The sequence below is a fragment of the Hyphomonas sp. L-53-1-40 genome, assembly GCF_000682775.1.
Taxonomy (GTDB): Bacteria; Pseudomonadota; Alphaproteobacteria; order Caulobacterales; family Hyphomonadaceae; genus Hyphomonas.
In genome coordinates, this window is the sequence record NZ_AWFI01000004.1 from 42,604 (window position 1) to 66,330 (window position 23,727).

The window sequence follows — 23,727 nt, forward strand, 5'->3', positions numbered from 1 at the left end:
TTGCGAAGGGTGGGAGCGTCAAGGCGGATTCTGGCATACCTCCGCGTAGATTGGATACCGGGAGTCCACCAAGTTGACGCGGGTGTCAGCTTTTTCTGGCCTGCGATCGGATTTTCCGCTAGTTTGCCGGCAAAACATATCTGGGAGATTCAATCATGGCCGACGGCGCGCACAAATTAGATATTCGTTCCTCTGTATCCGCAGACGAGTGGCAGGCTCGCGTGGACCTCGCTGCGCTGTATCGCCTGATCGCGATGCATGGTTGGGACGATCTGATTTTCACGCATATTTCTCATCGCGTGCCCGGGCCGGATCATCACTTCCTGATCAACCCTTATGGTTATTTCTTCGAGGAGATTACGGCGTCTTCGCTCGTGAAAGTCGATCTGGAGGGCAATATCGTCCAAGAGACGGATAGCTTTATCAATCCGGCCGGCTTTACCATCCATTCGGCAATCCATGATGCGCGCGACGATGCGCAGGTCGTGATCCATGTTCACACCGATCAGGGCGTTGCTGTCTCGGCGCAGAAGGAAGGCCTGATGCCACTCAGCCAAACCGCCATGATTGTACGTGAGGACATCGCCTACCATGATTATGAAGGTATCGCGCTGGACCTGGACGAACGTGAGCGGCTCGTCGCTGATCTGGGCCCCAAGAAACATTCAATGCTTCTGCGCAACCACGGTACCCTGACGGTCGGCGACACGGCGGCGTCTGCATTTACGCGGATGTTCTTTCTGGAGCGTGCCTGCAACATGCAGATCATGGCGCTTTCGGCTGGGCGCGACGGTGTGTTGGAGTGCGAATCTGATCTTCAGCAGAAGGTTGCCGGGCAGGGCGGCATGACAGAACACAGTTCCGGCATGAACATGGTGACGGAAAAACTGGTTTGGCCGGCGCTGCTTCGCAAGCTGGATCGCGAAATGCCGGGCTATGACGCCTAGGGGTAATCCCGTATGCGACAAAAGCGGTCCGCGACGTATGGAGCCATTATCAATCGTCGTTTTGGCCACTATGTAGGCTCGGAAAAGATCAGGAACGAAACAGATGAAGCATCTGAAGGCCTTCGAGGACGCGCTTAATTCGATTCACGGCGAAGGCCGCTATCGCGTATTTGTAGACCTGCACCGTCACAAGGGCAGGTTTCCAAAGGCGACGGCGCGCTTCGAGGATGGCGAGCGAGAAGTCACCATCTGGTGCTCTAATGACTATCTTGGCATGGGCCAGGACGAAGACGTCATCAATTCCATGCATGAAGCCATCGACAGCTTCGGTGCGGGCTCGGGCGGCACGCGTAACATCTCCGGCACTACGCGCTATCATGTCGACCTGGAGCGAGAACTGGCAGATCTGCACGGCAAGGAGTCAGCGCTCCTGTTCACATCCGGCTACGTTTCCAATGAGGCGACATTGTCGACCTTGGGCAAGATTTTGCCTGACCTGATCATTTATTCCGACTCGTTGAACCACGCTTCGATGATTGAAGGCATTCGTCGCTCAGGGGCAGACCGTCGCATCTTCAAACATAATGACGTGGATCATCTGCGGGCGCTGATGGAGAATGATGATCCGGATCGCCCGAAGCTGATCGCGTTTGAGAGCGTTTATTCCATGGACGGTGATTTCGGCCGGATGGAAGAAATTTGCGATCTAGCCGATGAATTTGACGCGATGACCTATCTGGATGAAGTGCATGCGGTTGGCATGTATGGCCAGAATGGCGCCGGCGTTGCGGAGATGTGGGGTCTGGCAGACCGGATCGACATCATCGAGGGCACGCTTGGCAAGGCCTATGGTGTCATGGGCGGCTACATTGCCAGCCACGAGACCGTGGTCGATGCCATCCGCTCAATGGCTTCAGGCTTTATCTTCACGACATCCACTTGTCCCGTGATGGCGGCGGGTGCGCTGGCCAGCATCCAGAAACTGCGCACGGATGCGGGACGGGAATTGCGCCGGACGCATCAGGCGAACGCTGCCAAGCTGAAGCAGAAATTCCGCGATGCCGGCCTGCCCATGATCGACACTGACACGCATATCGTACCATTGCTGGTGGGAGATCCGGAGCGCTGCAAGGCGCTGTCCGATACATTGCTGTTCGATTTCGGCATCTATGTGCAGCCGATCAATTATCCGACTGTCCCGAAGGGTACCGAGCGCTTGCGCTTCACGCCGAGCCCTGTGCATGACGAAGTCATGATGGATGAGTTGGTGGCTGCGATACTTGCCGTTTGGAAGCAGCTCGGCCTCGACAAGGCAGCCTGATCCGATTTTTCGACTATTTGGTCTTTTTCCTGGGCGCGGGCGGCGCCTTCTTGCCAAGCCCGATCTGTTTGGCGTGCTTTGAGCGCAGTTTCGCGTAATTTGGCGCAACCATCGGATAATCGGACGGTAACCCCCATTTCGCGCGGTACTCTTCGGGTGTCATGTCGAATTTTGATCGCAGATATCGCTTCAGCATCTTGAGCTTCCGGCCATCCTCTAGACAGATCAGGAAGTCCGGTGTGATGGATTTCGCAATTGAAACTGCTGGTTCCTGAGCGTCTGCTACAGGTTCCGGGCCTTTCGAAAGCCCGGAAACCGTCTCATAGATGTTCGTGATGAGCTGCGGTAGCGCATCTGCTTCGACCTGGTTGTTCGACACATATGACGAGACAATCTCGGCAGTCATGTCGAGCAGGTCGGATGACTCGTATTCACTCATGGCCCACCAAGACTCTGTCAGGTATTTGGATATTCAGCTGCACAATCGCGCCCCAACTAAACTGCTAAATACCATAGTTCTTCAAGTATTTGCACGACAATCCCGACACAATCTCTCAAATTGTGCATGCAGGGTGCGATATTGTGGGCCCAGCACGCACCGGCGGTTGCGGCGGGACCCGCCTGAGCGTAAATAGCGCAAGACCCAGCAGGAGATTCGCCCATGGCAGACACAGCCCAGCCCGCCCGGTTTGATACCACGGAATTTTTCAGCCAATCTCTGGAAGATCGTGATCCCGAGCTGTTCGATGCGATCCGGAAGGAACGTACCCGTCAGCAGCAGCAGATCGAGCTGATTGCGTCAGAGAATATTGTTTCCAAAGCCGTGCTGGAGGCTCAGGGAACGGTGCTGACGAACAAGTATGCTGAAGGCTATCCAGGCAAGCGATACTACGGTGGCTGCGAGTTTGTGGACATTGCGGAAGAGTTGGCGATTGAGCGGGCCAAGAAGCTGTTCAATTGCGGATTCGCCAATGTGCAGCCGAATTCCGGCAGCCAGGCTAATCAGGGTGTGTTCAATGCGGTGCTGAAGCCGGGCGATACGATCCTCGGCATGAGCCTGGACGCAGGTGGTCACCTGACCCACGGTGCCAAGCCAAACCAGTCCGGCAAATGGTTTAACGCCGTTCAGTATGGTGTGAGTCGGGAAGATGATCGAATTGACTTCGTGGAAGTGGAGCGCCTTGCCAAGGCGCACCGCCCGCAGCTGATCATCGCGGGTGGCTCTGCCTATCCTCGTGAGATCGACTTCAAACGATTCCGCGAAATCGCTGATGAGGTTGGGGCGTTGTTCCTCGTGGACATGGCGCATTTTGCGGGTCTCGTTGCCGGCGGCGCGCATCCGAACCCACTGGACCATGCGCATATCGCGACGACAACAACGCACAAGACATTGCGTGGCCCGCGTGGCGGCATGATCCTCACCAATGACGAAGCGCTCGCGAAAAAAATCAACTCAGCCATCTTTCCCGGCATTCAGGGTGGACCGCTGATGCATGTCATCGCGGCCAAGGCGGTGGCCTTCGGTGAGGCGCTTCAGCCAGAATTCAAGAATTATGCGGCTCAAGTTGTTGCAAATGCGCGCGCTATGGCTGCGGCTTGCAAATCCAGCGGGCTGGACGTTGTCTCTGGCGGTACGGATACGCACGTCGCATTGATCGATTTGCGACCGAAGAATGTTACCGGTCGCGACGCTGAGCATGCGCTCGAGCGTGCCTTCATCACCTGTAACAAGAACGGCGTACCCTTCGACCCGCAAAAGCCGATGATCACCAGCGGTATTCGTGTGGGCTCGCCAGCCGGTACGACTCGCGGTTTCGGCGAGGATGAGTTCACGCAGATCGGTAACTGGATTGGCGAGATTGTCGACGCGGTTGCGTCCGGCGAAAGCACATCAGCAGAAGACAAGGTGCGCGAAGAGGTGAAAGCCCTGACGGCGCAGTTCCCGATCTATAATGGATTGGGAGGCTGATAGACCTTGCGATGTCCGTTCTGCGGTTCCGAGAATACATCGGTGAAGGACAGCCGCTCGGCTGAAGACAATACGGCTGTACGCCGCAGGCGTGTATGCGAGGCGTGCGGAGCGCGTTTCACGACGTTTGAACGTGTTCAGTTGCGCGAGATCATGGTGGTGAAGCGGGATGGCAAACGCGTGCCGTTTGATCGGGACCGTCTGACGCGCTCAATCACCATCGCCTTGCGGAAACGCCCCGTGGATCGGGAACAGATCGACCAGATGGTATCCGGTATTGCGCGCAAGCTGGAAAGTGGTGGCGAAACCGAGGTGACGTCCAATGAAGTGGGCGAATTTGCCATGGAGGCGCTGCGGCAAGTCGATCCGGTAGGGTATGTGCGGTTCGCAAGTGTCTACAAGGATTTCAGGGATCCGAACGATTTCGCTCAATTCATTGAGCAGACATCGCTGGAAGATGAGAGCGATCCTGAATGAGCGGGGTGAAAGTCACCCTCAAGATCGCTACATCGCTGGATGCCCGCATAGCTTTGTCCGATGGAACGAGCCAGTGGATCACGACCAGCGAGTCTCGCGCACGGGCACATGAGATGCGCGCCGCGCATGATGCAGTCTTGGTTGGAGTAGGCACGGTGCTCGCCGATGATCCGTTGCTGACCGCCCGGACCGTTCCGCTCCCCAAGACGCAGCCCGTCAGGATCGTCGCAGATTCTCAAGGACGCACACCACGCAGTTCCAGACTGGTACAGTCGGTTTCATCTGGACGCGTTGTTGTCGCAACCAACGGCCAGCCGCAGGATATCCTCGCTGCGAGCGGTGTTGAGATCTGGCGCTGCGGGAAAGGCATTCGCGTGGACGTGAATGACCTCCTTCATCGCGCAGAGATCGAAGGAATTGCATCTCTCCTGATAGAAGGTGGCGGCACGCTGGCGGCCAGCTTCATTCGGGAAGGGCTTGTGGACGAAATTGCCTGGTTTCGTGCCCCCATCCTGATCGGAGGAGACGGCCTGCCACAATCTGGGCGAAGCGTCACGTTGGCGCGCTATCGCTACGGAACGGATTGGGGTTGATGTCCTGGACACCTATGTAAGGGTCTAAATAAGAAACTGAGGGCAGGAAAATGTTTACAGGCCTCGTTACCGATGTCGGTACCGTTCGCTCCGTGGAAGACCGAAACGGGCTTCGCCGGTTCGAAGTGGAAAGTGGCTACCCACTCGACGACATTAGCCTAGGCGCTTCAATCATGCATTCAGGCGTCTGCCTGACCGTGGTTGATATGGGCAAAGGAGAGCGCGGCGCGTGGTTCGCCACCGAAGCCGTGCCGGAAACGCTTTCCAAGACGATTCTGGGTGACTGGACGGTCGGATCTCACGTCAATTTGGAACAAAGCCTGAAGCTCGGCGACGAATTGGGCGGCCATTTCGTGTTTGGCCATGTTGATGGTGTCGGTCAGGTAGTTTCCGTCGAACCGGAAGGTGAAAGCTACCGTTTGACCATACGGCCACCTGAGCAGATCGCGCGCTACTTCGCGACCAAGGGGTCCGCGGCGGTGAATGGCGTGTCTCTGACTGTGGCTGAAGCATTGCCCAATGGAGACTTCCAGCTGGCGATCATTCCTCACACCTGGGACGTTACGACACTGAGCGAGCTGCAGACTGGCTCCAGCGTGAATCTTGAGATCGACATGCTGGCACGCTACGTGGCGCGGATGATCGGCGCCGATGCGCCGAAGGGATGAGGGCGATATGAGCAGCGAATTTCATCAAGCTATCTCCTCGATTGACGAGATCATTGAAGATGCCCGCAATGGCCGAATGTATATTCTGGTCGATGCAGAGGACCGGGAGAATGAGGGCGACCTGATCATTCCGGCCAATTTTGCGACGCCCGAACATGTGAACTTCATGGCACGCCACGGCCGCGGGCTGATTTGCCTGGCGATGGGGCAGGAGCGTGCGCATACGCTCAACCTCGACATGATGACCCGGAACAACAGGGAAAGCATGGGCACCGCCTTCACGGTCTCCATTGAAGCGAAAGACGGTGTCACGACGGGTATTTCAGCCCATGACCGTGCCCGGACAATCGCCGTCGCCATCGACCCGACCAAGGATCATGAGGACATCGTGTCCCCCGGACACGTCTTCCCGTTGATTGCCCGCGAAGGCGGCACACTCGTCCGCGCTGGGCATACAGAGGCGGCGGTAGATATTTCCCGCATGGCAGGCCTCTACCCAGCTGGCGTGATCTGCGAAATCATGAACGAAGACGGCACCATGTCCCGCCTTCCGGAATTGATCGCCTTTGCCCAATTGCACAATCTCAAAATTGGCACGATTGCCGACCTGATCGCGTGGCGCCGCAAGAATGACCGGTTCATGGAGCGCCGCGTCGAAGCGCCCCTCGATTCCGGTTACGGGGAAGGGTTCCGGACCGTCTGTTTCCGCAATGCGCTAGATAATTCCGAGCACATTGCCATCGTGCACGGGGATATAACGCCGGACAGCACAACGCTGGTACGGGTGCACCGGATGGATGTCCTGTCGGACGTGTTGGGAGAAAACGGCCCAAGACACGGTCTGGTTGAGCGCGCGATGCGCGTGATTGCTGACGCTGAAGAACCGGGCGTTGTCGTTTTCGTGAACACGATGCGGCCGAACATCATTGCCGAACGGCTGGGCCTGAAGCCCTCAGTGGCCCCCGATCCGACCGCGCCCATTCGTGAATACGGTGTCGGTGCTCAAATTCTGCGGGATTTGGGCGTACGTCGCATGATCTACCTGTCCGGAACGCAGCCCACCCGCTTGGCAGGCCTTGACGGCTACGGCCTGACGATAGAGGGGTGGCGCAATCTTCATGAGGAGAACAATTGATGGCAGACCGCGTTCTTGTCGCCATTTCGAAATACTACAAGCACATCTCCGATGAGCTGGAAGCTGGCGCACTGGAAGCTCTTGAAGCTGCTGGCGCGACTGTGACGGTCATGGAAGTGCCGGGCGCGTTCGAGCTGCCGGGCCTGATTGCTATGGCGGCCGACAGTGGCCGGTTTGACGGCGCTGTGGCACTGGGCTGCGTGATCCGGGGCGAAACCAGCCATTACGACTATGTCTGTGGTGAAAGCGCCCGCGGTCTGATGGATCTGATCGTGCAGCGTCGTCAGGCGATTGGCTACGGCATCCTGACTGTCGAGAATGAAGAGCAGGCGCTCACCCGCGCTGACCGCAAGCGCGGCAATAAGGGCAAGGATGCCGCAGATGCCTGTTTGGCCATGATCAAATTCCGTAAGGAACTCATTCGGTGAACGACCAGAACATTCCCTTCGAGGTTACACGGGCGAGGCGGGCGGGAGCGCGCCTCGCAGCCGTTCAGGCGCTTTATGAAATGGAGCAGACCGGCAAGTCGGCCCGCGCGACCATTCGCGCCTTCATGGAAGACCGGCTCGGCATTGGTCCGAATGAAGAACCGATCGAGGAAGCCGATCCCGACATTTTCAAATCTATCGTGAACGCGGTCGTTGATCATCAGGCAGCCATCGACAAGGCGATCCTTGGGAGGCTGGCAAACGGATGGAAGCTGACACGGCTGGATGCAACCATGCGCGCGCTTTTACGTGCGGGTTCCGGTGAATTCATCGCGCACCAACATCTGTCGAACGCCATCATCCTGGATGAGTATGTGTCGCTGGCGCATGATTTCTTCGACGAGCAGGAAGCGAAATTCGCAAATGCCGTTCTCGACAATCTGGCCAAGGACCTGCGCAAATAGCCGGACTGGCCTATGCTATCCGGTTTGTGCGGGGATCGGTCCTTGCGGATGGGAGCAGGGCTCCGCTGTCACGAGGACGAATAGTCAAGTTACTGGATAGTAGTAGGTGCCCCCATGCATTGGGGCCCGTCCCATCCGCGTAGTGAAACTCAACTGGTTGCCAGACCAGACTGCTGCATTTCACCAGACCTAGCTGCGGAAGAAGACGAAACCCCGCAGCAGGGCCAGACTAGACGGTTCACCCTGCTGTCGGATTCCTGCCGGGCCATCGCCCGGTCCAGTTGTGATCACCCCGCGGACAGGCAGCCATCAGTCCTCGTGATCGGCCACGCTGTTGCCCCAGGCGCGGATCTCTTCGACATATAGGTCGGGCTCTTCCATCGCTGCGAAATGACCGCCGCGCGGCAAATCCGTCCAGCGGGTGAGGTTGTAGGCTCTGTCGAACCAGCTTCGCGGCGCGGGTTTGTAGACGGGCTCTCCGGGGAAGTTCGCAAACGCCGTCGGTGTCTCGCATCGGACGCCTTCCGGCAAGGCATTGCCACCTTCCTGCGCAAAGCCATTGTAGAACCAGACGCTGGTGGCGATGGCATCATTGACTAGGTAGATCATCACATTGGTGAGCAGCTGGTCTTTTGAGTAGGTATCCAATAGTCCGCCCTCAGAGAGGTCCGACCAGCCATTGAACTTTTCGAGAATCCACGCCGCAGTGCCGACCGGGGAATCCATCAGCGCCATCGCCAGTGTCTGGGGCTTGGTCATCTGCTCCATCAGATAGGCGCCCTCGCGCTGCATGGCTGCTTGCGATGCGGCCAGCCATTCGCTTTCGGCCTCTGTCTGTGGCGAGGCGGGGGTCGGCCGGAAGGCAACCATGTTGAGATGGATGGCGCGGCAACCGCCTTTACCGTCGACCGTGCCATGATTGAGGCCTAGCCAGGATGTGACCATACTGCCCCAGTCGCCCCCTTGGGCGAGGTAGGTGTCATGTTTCAGGACGTCGCGCATCAGCGTATCCCAAAGCGCCGCAGTGCTTTTTGGACCGATCGGAGATTTTGGCCGTCCGGAAAACCCATAGCCGGGCAGGGAGGGGATGATCAGGTCAAAGGCGTCTTCGGCCTTGCCGCCATAGCGGGACGGAAAGGCCAGGGGTGCGATCGCTTCCCAAAATTCAAACACTGAACCCGGCCATCCGTGCGTGATGAGCAGGGGGCGCCGCCCGCCAGCTTCGCCCACGACGTGGACAAAGTGAATCATCTGGCCATCTATCTCAACTTTGTAGCTGGGGTACTTGTTGAGGATTTCCTCTGATTTGCGCCAATCATAGCCAGCAATCCAATAGCGCTGGATATCTTTCATCACCGGCGTGGACATGCCGTAAGCGAAGCCTTCTTCATTGGCGGGTGCCGGAAACCAATCATACGCTTTCACCCGCGCCATGATGGCGTCGAGCTTTTCCTCGGGGATGTCGATGCGGAAGGGCTGAGCGGTCGGCATGTTTGTCTCCTCGCTAGTGTGTCATCCAGCTAGCCGACATACCGTGGGGCGAAGCAAGTTAAATCGAGAAACTGGTTCCGCAGCCGCATGCCGCCGTAGCATTCGGATTGCTGATCTTGAAGGCCGCGCCGATCAGTTCGGTTGTAAAATCGATCTGTGAGCCCTTCAGGAATTCGAGGCTCATTTCGTCGATCAACACTTTTGCGCCATCGCGTTCCAGGATGATATCGTCTTCCTTGGCCGCTTGGTCGAAGTCGAACTTGTAGGAAAAGCCTGAACATCCGCCGCCTTCGACGGAGACGCGCAGAAAATCAACGCCGTCCTGTTTGGCCAGAATCGCATTAATCCGCTTGGCAGCAGAGGCTGTAAGGGTCACATCGGGGGCAGTTGTCGTGCTCATGACCTCAACATAGGGATTCCCGAGCCAATGGAAAAGAGATCAGTGTATGCCACCCGGCACGAAGATAGCCGCGGCCGGTATTTCCCGGAGGCGCCATCGGCCACCCGGACGCCGTTCCAGCGTGATCGAGACCGGATTATCCACTCGACCGCCTTCCGGCGACTAAAGCAGAAGACGCAGGTATTTGTTGCACATGAGGGCGATCATTTTCGTACGCGTCTGACGCATTCCCTTGAGGTCGCGCAAATAGCGCGCAGCATTGCGAGGACGCTCGGGCTTGATGAAGACCTCGCCGAAGCGCTGGCGCTGGCCCACGATATGGGCCACCCGCCCTTCGGTCATGCGGGCGAGGACCAGTTGGACGCGTGCATGGCGGACTATGAAGGGTTTGACCATAACGCCCAGACCCTGCGCATTGTGACCAAGCTGGAGGTCCGATACCCCAATTTCGAGGGCCTGAACCTGACCTGGGAATTGTTGGAGGGCCTCGTGAAGCACAATGGCCCGATGGTGACGCGCGATACACCGGTGGAATCGCTGCCGGCCGCTTTTCGGGAATATGCGAACTTCATGGACTTGGAGCCGCACCAATTTGCAGGTCCGGAAGCGCAGGTGGCCGCGCTGTCAGACGACATCGCCTACAACAATCATGATATTGATGATGGTATTGCAGCCGGCCTGTTCACGATTGACGATCTGATGGATTTGCCGATCGTCGGAGACGAGTTCCGCGCGGTGAAGTTGGAATATGCGCATCTCAGCGACCGGATGGTCTCCTATGAGGCGGTTCGTCGCCTGATCGGCCTGTGGGTCAACGACCTGACCGCCGAGACGGGTCGGCGCGCAAAGCAGTACGCGCCGCAGAGCGCAGCGGAAGTGCGCGCCATGGACGTGCCACTGGTTGCGTTTTCCGAAGAGCTGGAAAGCCGTCAGCGGGCTCTGCGCGCCTTTCTGTATGAGCGGATGTACAAACATTACACAGTCAACCGCATGCGCAGCAAAGCCAAACGCATGCTCGCCGAGCTGTTTCAAATATTTCTGAGTGAGCCCGACACACTGCCGAGCCCGTGGCGGCAAGATGCGTCACAGGCTAACGAAGCGCGCCGTGCGCGCATTGTTTGTGATTATATTGCCGGGATGACGGATTCCTACGCAATCGAGGAACATCGACGGCTCTATCATCCGGATGTACTGCGCTAGCCGTACTGTCATCACATTTACCGGTTTTAAAGCGTTGCACGGGCCGGGGCCGGTGAAAGCGCTTGGATATTCAAGTGTCGTTAACGAAACGCGCCGTAATCTTAACTCTGTGAACCTATTCTGAGGATGATTCCATGGGGCGATATCGGGAAAACGAGCGGGACTATTCCCCGTTTGAAGACGATTACCGCGGATTTGACGTTCGCGAGGACGATTCCACGCGCGGACCGCTCATCCTGGCGCTTGCCGTGGGCGTGTTGCTCGTCTTTGGCGCGGTTGTATGGAACACATATCGTCAGGGTATCCGGGACAATGGTGCCGGTATTCCCAGCGTAATTGCCGATAAAGAGCCCTACAAGCGTGCGCCGGAAGATCGTGAAGGCTTGGCAGTCCCCGACACTGACAAGCGTTTCTACGATCAGATGGATGACTCCGAGCGTACGGTGGAGCCGGGCACCGACTTCGCTGCAAATGACACTGAAGATGGGGATGCGCTGCAAGGCGGCCCCCCTATTGAGCTCAGGCCAGGCCGGGAAGGCATCGAGCCGGACGATGCGCAAGTGCGCGCACTGGCTGACCTGGAGGCGATGCCAGAGGATGAGGAAGAAACCCTGCGAGTCGTGCCGGCAAATCCGGTGGTGCAGGCGCCCGCTCCCGCACCGCGGAATGTGCCAGCCGCTGGCGATGCGTCCTCACAGTTTGCCTTTGCAGATGATGGCATTTACCTGGTCCAATTGGCCGCTTTCCGCTCACAGGACGCCGCTGAAACCGCTTGGGCGAAAATGAACAGTACAAAGCCCGGCCTGTACCGGAGTGCACAGAAGCGTATCCAGCGAGCCGATCTTGGCGCCAAGGGTGTCTTCTATCGGTTGCGCGTCGGCAGCTTTGCGGAACGGTCTGAAGCATCGAAATTCTGTGATGCGGTGAAGGCAGGCGGCGATAATTGCATTGTGGTGACAGGATAGTGATCAAGGCATGCATCCTCAGTGTTTCGGGGCCTGTACTCACGAAGGAGGAAGCGGCACTGTTCGCCGCCGAGCAGCCCTGGGGGGTCATCCTGATGGGCCGCTCCTGCGTATCGCGGAACCAAGTCCGAAGCCTCGTCGATGATGTCTGGAACGCGATGAATCGGCCGTGCCTGATTTTTATCGATCAGGAAGGTGGCCGTGTGGCACGGCTGAAGGCGCCTGAGTGGCCTCTTTTTCCGCGTGGTCAGGACTATGCCGATATGTATGCCAATGATCGTGAGCGAGGACTTTCCGCTGCCTGGCTTGGACACAGGCTCATCGCCGCAGAACTGGCTGCCCTGTCAATTCATGCAGATTGTGCGCCTGTCGTCGATTTGCCGGTTCCGGGCGCACATGACGTAATTGGCGACAGGGCTTTTGGCACTGATCCCGAAACGGTCGCAAATCTCGCCGGCGCGGCTCTGAGAGGGCTTGCATCCGGCGGTGTTGCTGGCGTGATCAAACATATTCCGGGTCATGGGCGCTCCATGTCCGATAGCCATCTGGAGTTGCCGCGCGTAGCGGCGAGCGAAGCGGAACTGGCGAAAGATTTTGATGCCTTTGCCCGTCTCGCCGATGCGCCAATGGCGATGACAGCGCACATTTCCTATGATGCATTTGACGCCAATGTCCCCGCCACCCTGTCAAAAATCATGATTCAAGACGTGATCCGCGCGCGAATCGGGTTTGATGGCTTGCTGATGACGGATGATCTGGGGATGCAGGCGCTGGGCGGTAGCCTGGGCGAACGGGGCGAAGCGGCGATTGCTGCGGGCTGTGACGTGCTGTTGCACTGTTCCGGCTTTCTTTCTGATCCACTTGCGATCCATTCAGAAATGGCTGAAGTCGCAGCTGTTTCGCCAGGGCTGACGGGACGGCCACTGGAGCGGGCACTGCGTGCTGAAGCACTCTCGACCCATCAGGAGGAGTTCGACCTCGTTGAGGGCTGGCAGACATTCCGGTCATATTTTCCTCATTTGGTGGGGGCGGCATGAACTCCGAAATGATGTCGATTGATGCGCTGTCTGCAGACGCGCAGGAGGCCGAAGCTGGCGATCTCTTTACGGTCGATGTTGGCGGTTATGAAGGCCCGCTTCATCTGTTGCTGGAGCTTGCCCGCCGGCAGAAGGTTGACCTGCTGCATCTGTCGATCCTGTCGCTGGCAGAGCAATACCTCGACTTCATCGAAGAGGCGAAGTCTCAGCGCATTGATCTGGCGGCCGACTATCTTCTGATGGCGTCTTGGCTCGCCTTCATGAAATCGCGCCTTTTGTTGCCGAAGCCGGAAAAGGCCGCGGAAGACGAACCAACTGGCGAAGAAATGGCAGCGCGGCTGGCCTTTCGCCTGAAGCGGCTTGATGCCATGCGCGGGGCCGTCGACGAACTCGAAGCGGGGCCTATTCTCGGCAATGTGGTCTTCCTGCGCGGTACGCCGGTACAGCCCAAAGTCGTCAAGCACACTGAATACAAAGCGTCGCTGTACGAGCTGACACAAGCCTTCGGGACGATTCGCGATCGCCGCGAAAAGGAACGCCCGCACACGATTGAGCAACAGCTTGTTTTGCCGCTGGAACTGGCGCGAACAACACTGCGCGCACTCAGGCAACAGTTAGAGCAGTGGTCTTCGCTGGACGAGATCCGCTCAACCATGACAGACGTGGACCCGGAATTGCCACCTCGGTCTGTCACCGCAAGTGTCTTCTCGGCTGCATTGGAACTCGCCCGCGATGGCGAAGTCGATGTGCGCCAGGACGAGCACTTTGCGCCACTTTACCTGCGCAATGCGGGTATCAGACCGGAAGGGGGCAGAGATGCAACCGCTTGAGAAGTACTTGATGACTGACGACACTCCCGAAACAGAACGCGACGCGGTTGCGCAGTTGGCGTTTGCGTATCGTCGTTCCGAAGAGGCCCTGACCGAAGGTGCCAGCGAAGCGCTGGTCGAGGGCATCCGCCGTGCCGAAGCCATTCTGTTTGCCGCTGGCGAGCCGCTGAGCGCCGAGCAGATTGCCGAAACTTTGCCGCATGGCGTCGAAGCGGCCGAAGTGTTGATGGCGCTCCGGGCGCAATATGTGAACCGTGGGGTCAATCTGGTTGAAGTCGCGGGCAAATGGCGCTTCCAGACCGCTTCCGATCTCTCCTATTTGTTTGTCGAAGAGCGTCAGGTCCAGAAAAAGCTGGGTCAAGCGACGCTCGAGACATTGGCCATTATTGCCTATGGCCAGCCGGTCACGCGGGCTGAAGTCGAGGCAGTGCGCGGCGTTGCGGTTTCAAAGACAACAATTGATACATTGCTGGAAACCGGCTGGGTGAAGATCAAGGGCCGCCGCAAAACCCCTGGTCAACCAATCACCTATGGTACGACCGATGCCTTCATGGAGCATTTCGGGCTGGAAAGCCTCGACACTTTGCCGGGCAAAGCCGACCTCGAAGCCGAGGGGCTATTGTCGGATGTTATTCCGGACGGTTTCCAGATGCCGGATGAGGAAGCCCTGAACGGCGAAGAAACGCCAGAAGTCGAGGCCCTTGAAATCGCGGAGACAGAATCTTTCGTCACAGACTTCATGGAAGAAAGTGATGAGGATGACCCAGAGACCGATGAGGGTGTCAGCCAGGAAATGCCGTCGACTGACATCGGCGTTGATGCTGAGGCCGATCTCGATAGCGAAGATGATGCCGCCGTCAGTGTGTTCTCCTATACGCGCGCACCGGAACGTGCGCAGTCTGATGTCGATGAGTTCGACAGCGGTGACGTGAAAGCCGCCGTGATTCAGCTGGCAAAGCAGCCGCGCATTCCGGAGCAGCCCATGGATGCCTGGGACGATGACGAATAGCTAGTAGTTCGGTGCGGATGATGCCTGTCGCTCTACTTCAACGCTTCACGTCGAAGGAGGCGATCTGGCTTTACACTTTGTTCGCGGTACTGATCTTGCCTGCGGTGCTGAACGGATTCCCGCTGGTGATGTCTGACTCCATTGCCTATTCAGGGAAGGGGGCAAACTGGTTCAGGGGCAAGTTTCCGGCCCTGCTGCTGACGCTGCCTTACAAACTGGTTGGGTATTGGGCGATGCCAATCCTCAACAGCGCAATGGTTGCGGGCGCATGGATTCTATTGTTCCGCGTTTATGATATTCGCCCCAGCCGCATAGTGTTGTGTATACTGATTGTGCTCAGCCTGCAGCCGATCTATACGAGCGCAGTCCTGGTCGATGCGTGGTTCTTTCCAGCGATCATACTGCTCCTGTCTGCACGTAAGCTTCCAGAAATGTATGTGGGAATTTTAGCTGGCCTGCTTTTGTCAGGTCACGGATCAGGACAAATTTTTGCTCTTGTTTTCGCTGTGCTGGCGGCGGTGCTTTTCCGTTCGAGGCGGCAAGTCGTGGCTGGCATGGTTGCCGCGGTCATCGCATTTGGCATGAACGTGCTGCTTGATGCCATGATCATGCCTGAGACGCCGCGACTGTCGAAGACGTTTCCAGCCGCCCGGGTGTTCTCGGTCCAGCCGGAATTGCTGCGGAGGGAGGCTGACCGGTCGGGGAACCTGGTTCTGTCTGAAGCGGCTGAAGAAGTGGCCAGGATTAAAACCTATCCAGAGAACACAGGTCGGCGTGATCTGTTCTGGGATGTCTGGAAAACCTCAGAGGGCGAATTCGACCTGGCCAGGTTTGAGGAGCACCATGCGCTTCCAATACTCAAAGATGCATTCATTTTTGAGCCTGTACCCTTGGCCCGTACCATCTTTCTGGACTTTCTGGGCTATTATGGGCCGGCAACCCAGTTTGATTTCCAACCTGTCTTGTCAGAGCCGTTTCCGGAACCCTTCCATGCGTCCCATCAGGCGAAGGGCTTTTTCGCGGCGGGGCCGGTGGAGTTGACCGCGACGATCTTGAGGTATGGGTGTTATCTTGCATTTGCGGCGGCGCTTTTCGTCGGATGGAGACAGGCTGGTGCAGATATTCGCAGGACCATAATAGGGATTGGCTTGATCGCAATCGCCAATGACGCGCTGTTTGCCCTTCTGTCTGGTCCACCTGACCGGTACCATCATCGGGTGCTGCCGTTGCTTGCGGTCGGGACGGTCTTGCTGATTTCAGGCAGGGTCAAGCAGCAGATTGCGGTGTAAGCCTGAAGCGGCGCTCATGCTGAAACTGACCGATAATGTCGTCCTCGGACGTTCCCCAACCCATGTTATGAATGACCAGAGGGCGGCCCGTCCGTGTGGTTTTGTCAGAAACAATTCCGATATGAGGAAGGCTTCCCTTGTATCGCATCGTATAGAGATCGCCTGTTTTCCAGCCTGTATCGTCTGGCGGCGTTGACAGGGCGAGGCCGTGGCGCTCGATATATATCTCCAGATTTGGAACGCGGCGATGGTCGATATTGCGGTCAGGGCGGGTTAGACCCCAAATTGTCGGATACTTGCTGAAAGCAGTGGTCATGTCTTCATGGACAAGTTGCTGTAAGTCCATTGCGAACGCATCGCGATAGGCCCGGACAATCACATCGGTGCAAACGCCCCGCGATCTTTCCACATCTCCCATCGGATAGGAGAGGCGGACATAGGCCGGGTCATACATGCGTGTGATCCCAATCTGGGATCTGGCGGCAAATACGAGGCGAGTCTGCCACGGCAGCGTTCTCTGCCCGAGGCGGATCGGCGCGAGCGGGACACTGAAACCTCCCAGGATGGCGGCACGACGTGTGAGCATGGTCTCATTGCGCCATGCCGATCCGGCAGGAATAGGGCCGAAATTAGAAACCCTGCAGTTCTGCGATCTCTTCCAATGGTGCGCGCTCGGCCCGCAACATGTTTACCGGATGGGATGGGTCGGGCTTTCCGACTGCCATCGCGCACCAGACCATTTCGTTATCTGCCAGATTGAAATGGTCTTTCAGGGCGGGGCGCAGCATGCCCCAGCATTCTTGCATGCACGTCCCCCAGCCACGCTCTTCCGCGAGCAGTGCCAAGGTTTGGAGGTACATGCCAGTGTGTCCCCACTGGCCATGGCCCATCCGCTCATCGATGACGATGAATGCCGCCACGGGGGCGCCGAAGAAGCGGAAATTATTGGCGAACCATGCGATGCGCGCTGCGCGATCTTCTCGAGGAATGCCAAGCGTTTCGTACATCATCTCGCCCACTTTGCGGCGGCGCGCTTCATGGGGTTCCCAAAGATCTTTCGGGTAAATGGGGCGGTCTGTTGGCTGACCCTTGGGGTTTGCAGCCAGTACAGGCGCGGCCATGCGAATGACGGCATCCTTGGCGTCGCCAGTGACGGCAATGGTTCGCCACGGCTGTGTGTTGCCGCCGGACGGCGCCCGCTGGGCCTGATTCAGCCACTCGCGGATATCGGCTTCGGAAAGCGCATCAGGCTTGAAGGCCCGGGTGGAGATACGTTGCGCGACTGCCTGTGATACGTCCATGAAAAAACCTCCCATCTGATCTGATGGGAGGTTTATCGTCTTGGCGTGGCGTCAGCCAAAACTTATTTGCCGTGCAGGACCACTGGCATCCAGGTGTAGCCCTTCACGAAGCCGCCGGCCGAAAAGGATGGTTCGTCGAGCACTTCGATATGGCTGAAGCGTTCCATCAGTTCTTGCCACAGGATTTGAAGCTGCAGTTCTGCGAGACGGTTGCCGACGCAGCGATGGATACCAAAGCCGAACGAGATATGCCGACGCGCATCGGGACGGTCGATGATATAGTCGTTCGGACGGTCCCAGAAGCGTTCATCCCGGTTGCCTGAGACGTACCACATGGCGACTTGGTCACCCTTCTTGATGGTCTGGCCGTGCATCTCGACATCTTCGAGCGCCGTGCGGCGCATGTGAGCCAGCGGCGTCTGCCAGCGGATCGTCTCGGATACCATGTTCGGGATCAGTGACAGGTCAGCTTTCAGCTTGTCATACTCGGCTGGGAACTTGTTCAACGCATAGACCGAAGCGGTCATCGAGTTGCGAGTCGTGTCATTGCCGCCGACGATGAGCAGGATGACGTTCCCGAGCAGTTCCATCGGCGTCATGTTGCGGGTCTTCTCACCGTGCGCAAGCAGGCTGATCAGATCATTCTTCTGTGGCTGTGCACCACGCTCCTGGAAGATCTGCATGAAAGTGGCGAGACATTCCATCATCTCGCGCTTCCATTGTTCTTCCCCGCCGGGGCAGATGTCCGGATTGTTCATGCCGGTCGCCATATCGGACCAATGGGTCAGGTCGCGACGTTTTTCGAATGGATAGTCGAACAGCGTGGCCAGCATCATCGTGGTCAGCTCGATGGAGACGGTGTCGACCCAGTCGAACGGCTCACCAACCGGAAGGGAGTCGAGCAGGCCCTGCGTCCGCGAGCGGATCAGTGGCTCGAATTCCTTGAGCATGTTTGGGGCAACGGCTGGCTGGACCGTCTTGCGCTGTTCAGAATGGCGCGGTTCATCCATTGCGATGAACATTGGCAGTTCAAAATCTTCCGGCGGGCTGCCCAGCGTGATGCCGCCATGTTCCCAGCTGGAAGAGAAGCGTTTGTGGTCGGTATCGACCGCCATGATGTCTTCATAGCGGGTGATCGACCAGAACGGGCCGACAAAAGAGTCAGCTGTGTAGTGAACGGGGGCTTCATTCCGCAGTCGCTCGAAACGATCCCACATTGCCTGTTGCCGCCAGAGTTCGGGGTCTTCGGGGTGCAGTTCCGCAAGAGGCAGCGAGCTGGCAGGCGGCGCTTTCTGGCCAATTTCGAGATAGCCTTCGAAGAGCGGATCACGATGAGTGATCTTCGGGCGCTCCAGGGCAGGGTGATCAAGCAGGTGAACCGTATCAGCAGCCATCAATTTTCCTCCGACAGTAAGCCTTTATCCCAGGCTCGATTTATGACGTCGGCGTCACCTTAACACGGCTATTCTGAAAAAACTATGACGCAGGCGTCATTTTTTACGCGATATGCCGTTCGCGCTTTGCATTTTGCAGTGCCGCGCGCGTCGCGCGGGCCAGCGACTTCCGTTCTGGCAAGGTCAGGAAACGCCCAATGACATAGGCGGTCTGGCCGTACTCAACCCGCAACCAGCTATTCGCATTCAGCGGCTCATCAAGTTCAATACGCGCGAAGGCGGACGGCACAATCGCTGATCTCTCGCTGCCATTGGCGCTTTTGTGAGTTAATCGCAGCTCTTCAGCTGTCACGACGATTCGAGTTTCTTCCCGCTGTTTTCGGAAGGACATGCGAAATGCAAAATAGAAGGCGAGGGCATCGAGACCGAAGAAGCCGATCACGGGGACGGCCCCCATGGAGATGAAGGCGATACCCGTCAGGAAGCTGACGCCGCCGACAATTGCCATAACGATGGCGAAACCGCGCTGGCTGAGCGACTGATTAGGTCGAAGAATGGCGTCCATGTAGATGATTTCGTCAGGCGCGGTCATGTTCCTAAAATAGCATGGCCTTGTGCGAAGGCGAGGGGGCATTAGACAGGCGGAATGACACAGCTCAAATCCACCCCGAAAATCAGGAAGAAGCGCGCCCCGCGCGTTTTTGGACGTGAGAAGGCGACCGCGCTCTTTTCGGCACTTGCCGAAGATCGCCCGGATCCTCGCACGGAACTTGATTTCGTGAATCCGTATACGCTGGTGGTGGCCGTGGCCCTGTCGGCACAGGCCACCGATGTCGGGGTGAACAAAGCCACTGCAAAATTGTTCGCGCTTGCCGATACGCCGGAAAAGATGCTGGTGCTGGGCGAGGCCGGCGTTGCGGAGCACATCAAGACGATTGGCTTGTGGCGCAACAAGGCCAAGAATGTCATCGCGCTCAGTCAGATGTTGCTTGATGAATTCGGGGGTGAGGTGCCGCAGACGCGGGAGGAACTTGTGCGTTTGCCTGGCGTCGGCCGAAAGACCGCCAATGTCGTGCTGAACGAAGCCTTCGGGCACCACACGATTGCGGTCGACACGCACATCTTCCGGGTCTCGAATCGGACAGGGCTAGCCCCCGGCAAGACGCCGGACGAGGTCGAGGCCGGGCTGGAGCGCGCGACGCCTACCGAGTTCAAGAAGGGCGCCCACCACTGGCTGATCCTGCATGGGCGGTATGTCTGCAAGGCGCGCAAGCCCGAATGCTGGCATTGCGCCATATCGGATCTGTGTCGTTTCAAACCCAAGACACCGGACCCGGCGGCTGTATCGTCTCTTGGACCGAAAGCCTGACGGGACAGGTGTTGCGCGACTGCACTGCAGTCGGCCTGCCTCCAGTTCGCCCAAATTTAACCAAATCACGGCCACCTCCACCCGACACCGCATCGCACAGGTAAAAATGGAGCGTACCGCATGAATCGCATTGGCAAACTCGTCCTTGGCGCAACTTCCCTCTGTCTTCTTTCCGGCCTGCCAGCTGTGGCTGAGGATGGCTGGTCTGGGGAGTCTTCCCTCAGTGCGGGATTGACAACCGGGAACACGGAAACGTCTGAAGCCGGTCTCGGCATCGACCTTGATCGTGGTGCCGGTGATTGGAATTTCGGGATTCAGCTCTCCGGGGACTATGGCAAGGAAGATGGCGTTGAAAGCCGCAACCGCTACTTCGGCGCTGTGGACCTAGAGCATGACTTCAACGACACGATGTTCACTTTCGGACGGGCCTCCTATGAGGTCGACCAGTTTACCGGCTTCGACAGCCGTACGTTTGTTGGTGGTGGTGTAGGTTGGCACGTCCTGGATGATGAAGACCATCATTGGACGGTACGCGGCGGTCCCGGTTTCAAGATTGATGAAGTCAAGCGCCAGATCACGACGGATAGCACCGGTGCTGTAACGATCACGCCGGCAAGTACCGAAGAGTCATTGGGTGCGGTAGCGCAGTCTGAGTACTTCTATGCCTTCAATGAGGCTGTGTCTCTGAGCAACAAGACCAATGTGGTCTATGGTCAGGAATCCACCCAGATCAACAACAGTATCGGACTGACCGCGGCGTTGAATGGTCACCTTGCGGCTCGCGTGTCCTTCGATGTACGCCACGACACTGCGCCTCAGCCAACCTATGAGGCAACCGACACCGCCACGAAATTCTCGCTGGTCTACACGCTCGGTGAATGAGGTCGCCTAGGCCGCTTTTAGCCGGGCCTTCACTGCCTTGGCGATAAGCCTTCCAAGACGTGCGCCCTGTTCCGGATAGAGATACGGCTCGATCAATTCGAGTTCCATCAGGAGCAGGGAGCCGTCAGGATGGCGCAACATATCGACCCTGGCGTATAGCGGGATTTCGTCAAGCAGGCCGAGTATCGCGCGCGCTGCGTCCAGATCCGCCCGGCTCGGCTCGACCGTTTCGACTGAATGCGATAGTCGCCGGGCTTGGCGCGCTTGATCAGCGCGTGCGATAGCTCACCATCAATAAAGATGAAGCTCAGTTCGCCTTCGGTCTGGATCGTCGACAGGAAGGGCTGCACCATCATTGGGTGTGGCATCCTGGGGGCTGGGTCATCTGAGTTCAGCAAGTGCTGACCGCTCGCCCCTGCGCCGACCTGACGCTTGAACACCAGCTTCGTTTCGCCGAGCGCGTCAAAGGCGCTTCGGTACTGACCGTCGGTCATCTCATCAACCCAGAGAGTCGGGATCAGATCTGCGCCGCGAGCTGCGAGATCCTTGAGATAGACCTTGTCGCTGTTCCAGCGGACCAGCGCGGCAGGATTGAACAAGAGTGTCTGAGCCTCGATGGTCTCAAGCGTGGTCAGGAATTCGTCCTGTCGGTCCCAATAATCCCACGTCGTGCCAATCAGCGCGGCGTCATGGTTTGACCAATCAACAGAACTATCGTCCCAACAGATATCCACAATGTCCATGCCACGCTCTGAGAATTCGGGTCTCAATGCGCGCATCATGTAATCGTGCTCGAACGCATCGGACCGCCGGATGGGAGAGCCGGGCTGGGTAACTTGGGAGGACAAATATGCAATTTTCATCCGCAGGCGTTTATCATGCGCAGCTGTTGCGTCCAGCAGGCAGCTCTGGCAATTGGCGCCGAGCAATCAGGGAGTCTGTGAAATGAGTGAAATCCGCTTCGATGTCGTCGGCTTGGGAAATGCCATTGTGGATGTGATGTCGAAAACGGACGATGCGTTCCTCGAAAAATGGGGCATTCACAAGAACGCGATGAATTTGATCGAGGAAGATCGTGCAGAAGCCCTGACCAAGGCCGCGGTGGACCCATTCTATACATCTGGCGGCAGTGGCGCCAACACGATCGCCGGTCTTGCGAGCTTCGGCGCACGTGCCGCCTATATTGGCAAAGTCTCCAAAGATGAACTCGGCAGCCAGTTTACACGCGAGATGACCGCGTCGGGTGTGCCCTTCGCGACGAAACCTCTTGAGAGCGGACCCGCCACGGCACGCAGCATCATCTTCGTGACGGAAGACGGTGCGCGGAGCATGAACACATTCCTCGGCGCGTCGGTCCTGTTCTCCAAGGATGACGTGGACGAAAACACCGTGCGGGCAGGGGGCATTCTTTATCTGGAAGGATATCTGTTTGACCGCGAAGATGCCAAGGAAGCGTTTGTATTTGCCTCAGAAATAGCCAAGGCCGCTGGCCGCAAGGTGGCGCTCACCCTATCGGACAAATTCTGTGTAGACCGGCATCGCGCAAGCTTCGTTCAACTGGTTCGCAACAATGTCGACATTCTGTTTGCGAATGAGGAAGAGCTGCTCTCCCTATACGAGACGGAAGATTTCGATGCGGCTTTGGCTGCGCTTCAACAGGACACCGCCGTCGCGGCGATTACGCGCAGCGAGAAGGGCTCGGTCGTGATTGGCGCCGGTGACCCAATCAGCGTCAAGGCAGAACCGGTCGATCAGGTTCTGGATACGACCGGTGCCGGCGATCAATATGCAGCGGGCTTCCTGTTCGGAATATCTCGTGGACTGCCGCTGGAGACATGCGCGCACCTTGGCCACATCGCTGCAGCCGAGGTCATCGCGCATTTCGGACCACGTCCAGAACAGTCCTACAACGCACTCGCCGAGCGGGCTGGCATTTACGCCTGAGCCTTCAGCGCCTCCTCGACATAGTCTAGCCGGTCATGCCCAAAGAACATGTCGTCGCCGACAAAGAATGTCGGCGCGCCGAACGCTCCTCGGGCAATGGCTGAGTCGGTGTTGGCCTTCATGGCATCCTTGCTTGCGCTTGCCTGAGCGAGTTCCTGAATCTGACTGAAGTCGAACCCTTCCTGCTCGCACATTGCCCGGACCGAATCGTCATCATCTGGTTTGAGTGGGGTCGGGGACGCCCACATATGATGGAAGCAAGCATACATGAATCGTTTCTGCTCGGCGGTGTCATTATCCAGTCCGCACGTTGCGCGTAGCAGATTGCGGGTGCTGACCATCGGAAAATAGGGGTTCATCCGAAAGTCGAGGCCGTAACGGCTTGTACAGCGCTGGAGATCTTTCATCATATAGGCGCCCTTCGCAGGGACCATGCCCGGCGGCCTGTTGTCTGTGGCCTGCATTACGGCGCCCAGGAACATGGGCTTGATCACGATATCTGCCCCAGTACGGGCGGATATTTGTTGCACTGCGGCATTGGCCACGTATGAAAATGGACTGATATAGTCGAAATAGAACTCGAATGTGCCTGCCATAATATCCTCCCGGATGAG

27 protein-coding genes are annotated in these 23,727 nt (G+C 57.7%); 18 read left to right on the forward strand and 9 right to left on the reverse strand.

The features are described 5' to 3' along the window. Positions 1-155: 155 nt before the first annotated feature. Both L53_RS05185 and hemA read left to right on the forward strand, forming a co-directional pair. A complete protein-coding gene (locus L53_RS05185; protein ID WP_034812775.1) occupies positions 156-947 on the forward strand; it encodes a class II aldolase/adducin family protein in 792 nt (263 codons plus the stop codon). A gap of 103 nt (positions 948-1,050) precedes the next feature. Beyond that, on the forward strand, positions 1,051-2,268 hold the full coding sequence (gene hemA, locus L53_RS05190; protein WP_034812777.1) for a 5-aminolevulinate synthase: 1,218 nt from the start codon (positions 1,051-1,053) through the stop codon (positions 2,266-2,268). A 13-nt stretch (positions 2,269-2,281) separates the two neighbouring features. Here hemA and L53_RS05195 read toward each other — a convergent pair whose 3' ends face one another. Further along, positions 2,282-2,707, reverse strand: coding sequence for a MucR family transcriptional regulator (locus L53_RS05195; protein ID WP_034812779.1), 426 nt, complete (start codon positions 2,705-2,707; stop codon positions 2,282-2,284). A gap of 222 nt (positions 2,708-2,929) precedes the next feature. Here L53_RS05195 and glyA point away from each other — a divergent pair, with 222 nt between their 5' ends. Genes glyA through nusB form a run of 7 tightly spaced genes read left to right on the forward strand, consistent with a single transcriptional unit; the run spans position 2,930 to position 8,002 of the window. Further along, on the forward strand, positions 2,930-4,237 hold the full coding sequence (gene glyA, locus L53_RS05200; protein WP_051607619.1) for a serine hydroxymethyltransferase: 1,308 nt from the start codon (positions 2,930-2,932) through the stop codon (positions 4,235-4,237). A 6-nt stretch (positions 4,238-4,243) separates the two neighbouring features. Beyond that, a complete protein-coding gene (nrdR, locus tag L53_RS05205; RefSeq protein ID WP_034812780.1) occupies positions 4,244-4,714 on the forward strand; it encodes a transcriptional regulator NrdR in 471 nt (156 codons plus the stop codon). Beyond that, a complete protein-coding gene (locus L53_RS05210) occupies positions 4,711-5,307 on the forward strand; it encodes a RibD family protein (RefSeq protein ID WP_051607620.1) in 597 nt (198 codons plus the stop codon). Before nrdR ends, L53_RS05210 begins: the two co-directional genes overlap by 4 nt. 50 nt (positions 5,308-5,357) lie before the next feature. Further along, positions 5,358-5,975 (forward strand): riboflavin synthase, encoded by a 618-nt coding sequence (locus L53_RS05215; RefSeq protein ID WP_034812781.1) that lies wholly within the window; start codon positions 5,358-5,360, stop codon positions 5,973-5,975. Positions 5,976-5,982: 7 nt separating this feature from the next. Beyond that, on the forward strand, positions 5,983-7,110 hold the full coding sequence (gene ribB / locus L53_RS05220) for a 3,4-dihydroxy-2-butanone-4-phosphate synthase (protein ID WP_034812782.1): 1,128 nt from the start codon (positions 5,983-5,985) through the stop codon (positions 7,108-7,110). Then, on the forward strand, positions 7,110-7,538 hold the full coding sequence (gene ribH / locus L53_RS05225) for a 6,7-dimethyl-8-ribityllumazine synthase (RefSeq protein ID WP_034812784.1): 429 nt from the start codon (positions 7,110-7,112) through the stop codon (positions 7,536-7,538). The genes ribB and ribH overlap by 1 nt, the downstream gene beginning before the upstream one ends. After that, a complete protein-coding gene (nusB, locus tag L53_RS05230; RefSeq protein WP_034812786.1) occupies positions 7,535-8,002 on the forward strand; it encodes a transcription antitermination factor NusB in 468 nt (155 codons plus the stop codon). The genes ribH and nusB overlap by 4 nt, the downstream gene beginning before the upstream one ends. A 309-nt stretch (positions 8,003-8,311) precedes the next feature. Here the strand turns inward: nusB and L53_RS05235 are convergent, their stop codons facing one another. After that, positions 8,312-9,493: an epoxide hydrolase family protein gene (locus L53_RS05235; protein ID WP_034812788.1), complete on the reverse strand. Its 1,182-nt coding sequence runs from the start codon at positions 9,491-9,493 to the stop codon at positions 8,312-8,314. Between the two features lie 58 nt (positions 9,494-9,551). Continuing rightward, positions 9,552-9,893, reverse strand: coding sequence for an iron-sulfur cluster insertion protein ErpA (gene erpA / locus L53_RS05240; protein WP_034812790.1), 342 nt, complete (start codon positions 9,891-9,893; stop codon positions 9,552-9,554). A 27-nt stretch (positions 9,894-9,920) separates the two neighbouring features. Here erpA and L53_RS05245 point away from each other — a divergent pair, with 27 nt between their 5' ends. The 6 genes from L53_RS05245 (at position 9,921) to L53_RS05270 (ending at position 16,223) form a co-directional block, all read left to right on the forward strand. After that, positions 9,921-11,093, forward strand: coding sequence for a deoxyguanosinetriphosphate triphosphohydrolase (locus L53_RS05245; protein ID WP_034812792.1), 1,173 nt, complete (start codon positions 9,921-9,923; stop codon positions 11,091-11,093). A gap of 134 nt (positions 11,094-11,227) precedes the next feature. Then, positions 11,228-12,058 carry an SPOR domain-containing protein gene (locus L53_RS05250; RefSeq protein WP_034812794.1) on the forward strand — a complete coding sequence of 277 codons (831 nt, stop codon included), beginning with the start codon at positions 11,228-11,230 and terminating at the stop codon, positions 12,056-12,058. Then, positions 12,055-13,095: a beta-N-acetylhexosaminidase gene (nagZ, locus tag L53_RS05255; protein WP_034812896.1), complete on the forward strand. Its 1,041-nt coding sequence runs from the start codon at positions 12,055-12,057 to the stop codon at positions 13,093-13,095. Before L53_RS05250 ends, nagZ begins: the two co-directional genes overlap by 4 nt. Next, positions 13,092-13,925, forward strand: coding sequence for a ScpA family protein (locus L53_RS05260; RefSeq protein WP_034812796.1), 834 nt, complete (start codon positions 13,092-13,094; stop codon positions 13,923-13,925). Before nagZ ends, L53_RS05260 begins: the two co-directional genes overlap by 4 nt. Positions 13,926-13,935: 10 nt before the next feature. Beyond that, the gene (scpB, locus tag L53_RS16715) at positions 13,936-14,934 is read left to right on the forward strand and encodes an SMC-Scp complex subunit ScpB (RefSeq protein WP_233347593.1); all 999 of its coding nucleotides are present in this window, start codon (positions 13,936-13,938) and stop codon (positions 14,932-14,934) included. A 20-nt stretch (positions 14,935-14,954) separates the two neighbouring features. Beyond that, entirely contained in the window at positions 14,955-16,223 is a 1,269-nt protein-coding gene (locus tag L53_RS05270; RefSeq protein WP_156947828.1) for a hypothetical protein, read from the forward strand. On the opposite strand, the gene L53_RS05275 is transcribed toward L53_RS05270, so the two are convergent. The 4 genes from L53_RS05275 to L53_RS05290 form a co-directional block, all read right to left on the reverse strand. After that, positions 16,201-16,809, reverse strand: coding sequence for a DUF1287 domain-containing protein (locus L53_RS05275; RefSeq protein ID WP_051607621.1), 609 nt, complete (start codon positions 16,807-16,809; stop codon positions 16,201-16,203). The two genes, L53_RS05270 and L53_RS05275, sit on opposite strands and share 23 nt — an antisense overlap. A 43-nt stretch (positions 16,810-16,852) precedes the next feature. Next, entirely contained in the window at positions 16,853-17,524 is a 672-nt protein-coding gene (locus tag L53_RS05280) for a nitroreductase (protein ID WP_034812802.1), read from the reverse strand. A 62-nt stretch (positions 17,525-17,586) separates the two neighbouring features. Next, positions 17,587-18,918 (reverse strand): cytochrome P450, encoded by a 1,332-nt coding sequence (locus tag L53_RS05285; RefSeq protein WP_084333135.1) that lies wholly within the window; start codon positions 18,916-18,918, stop codon positions 17,587-17,589. Between the two features lie 103 nt (positions 18,919-19,021). Beyond that, entirely contained in the window at positions 19,022-19,510 is a 489-nt protein-coding gene (locus tag L53_RS05290) for a DUF2244 domain-containing protein (protein ID WP_051607622.1), read from the reverse strand. A 54-nt stretch (positions 19,511-19,564) separates the two neighbouring features. Here L53_RS05290 and nth point away from each other — a divergent pair, with 54 nt between their 5' ends. Both nth and L53_RS05300 read left to right on the forward strand, forming a co-directional pair. Next, positions 19,565-20,287 carry an endonuclease III gene (nth, locus tag L53_RS05295; RefSeq protein ID WP_034812804.1) on the forward strand — a complete coding sequence of 241 codons (723 nt, stop codon included), beginning with the start codon at positions 19,565-19,567 and terminating at the stop codon, positions 20,285-20,287. A gap of 120 nt (positions 20,288-20,407) precedes the next feature. Beyond that, positions 20,408-21,169, forward strand: coding sequence for a YdiY family protein (locus L53_RS05300; RefSeq protein WP_034812808.1), 762 nt, complete (start codon positions 20,408-20,410; stop codon positions 21,167-21,169). Between the two features lie 107 nt (positions 21,170-21,276). Here the strand turns inward: L53_RS05300 and L53_RS05305 are convergent, their stop codons facing one another. Next, a complete protein-coding gene (locus L53_RS05305) occupies positions 21,277-22,032 on the reverse strand; it encodes a RimK family alpha-L-glutamate ligase (protein ID WP_198019747.1) in 756 nt (251 codons plus the stop codon). Positions 22,033-22,114: 82 nt separating this feature from the next. Here L53_RS05305 and L53_RS05310 point away from each other — a divergent pair, with 82 nt between their 5' ends. Next, positions 22,115-23,113: an adenosine kinase gene (locus tag L53_RS05310; RefSeq protein ID WP_034812812.1), complete on the forward strand. Its 999-nt coding sequence runs from the start codon at positions 22,115-22,117 to the stop codon at positions 23,111-23,113. Here L53_RS05310 and L53_RS05315 read toward each other — a convergent pair. After that, positions 23,104-23,709 (reverse strand): 2-hydroxychromene-2-carboxylate isomerase, encoded by a 606-nt coding sequence (locus L53_RS05315; protein WP_034812908.1) that lies wholly within the window; start codon positions 23,707-23,709, stop codon positions 23,104-23,106. The genes L53_RS05310 and L53_RS05315 overlap by 10 nt on opposite strands. Between the last annotated feature and the right edge of the window lie 18 nt (positions 23,710-23,727).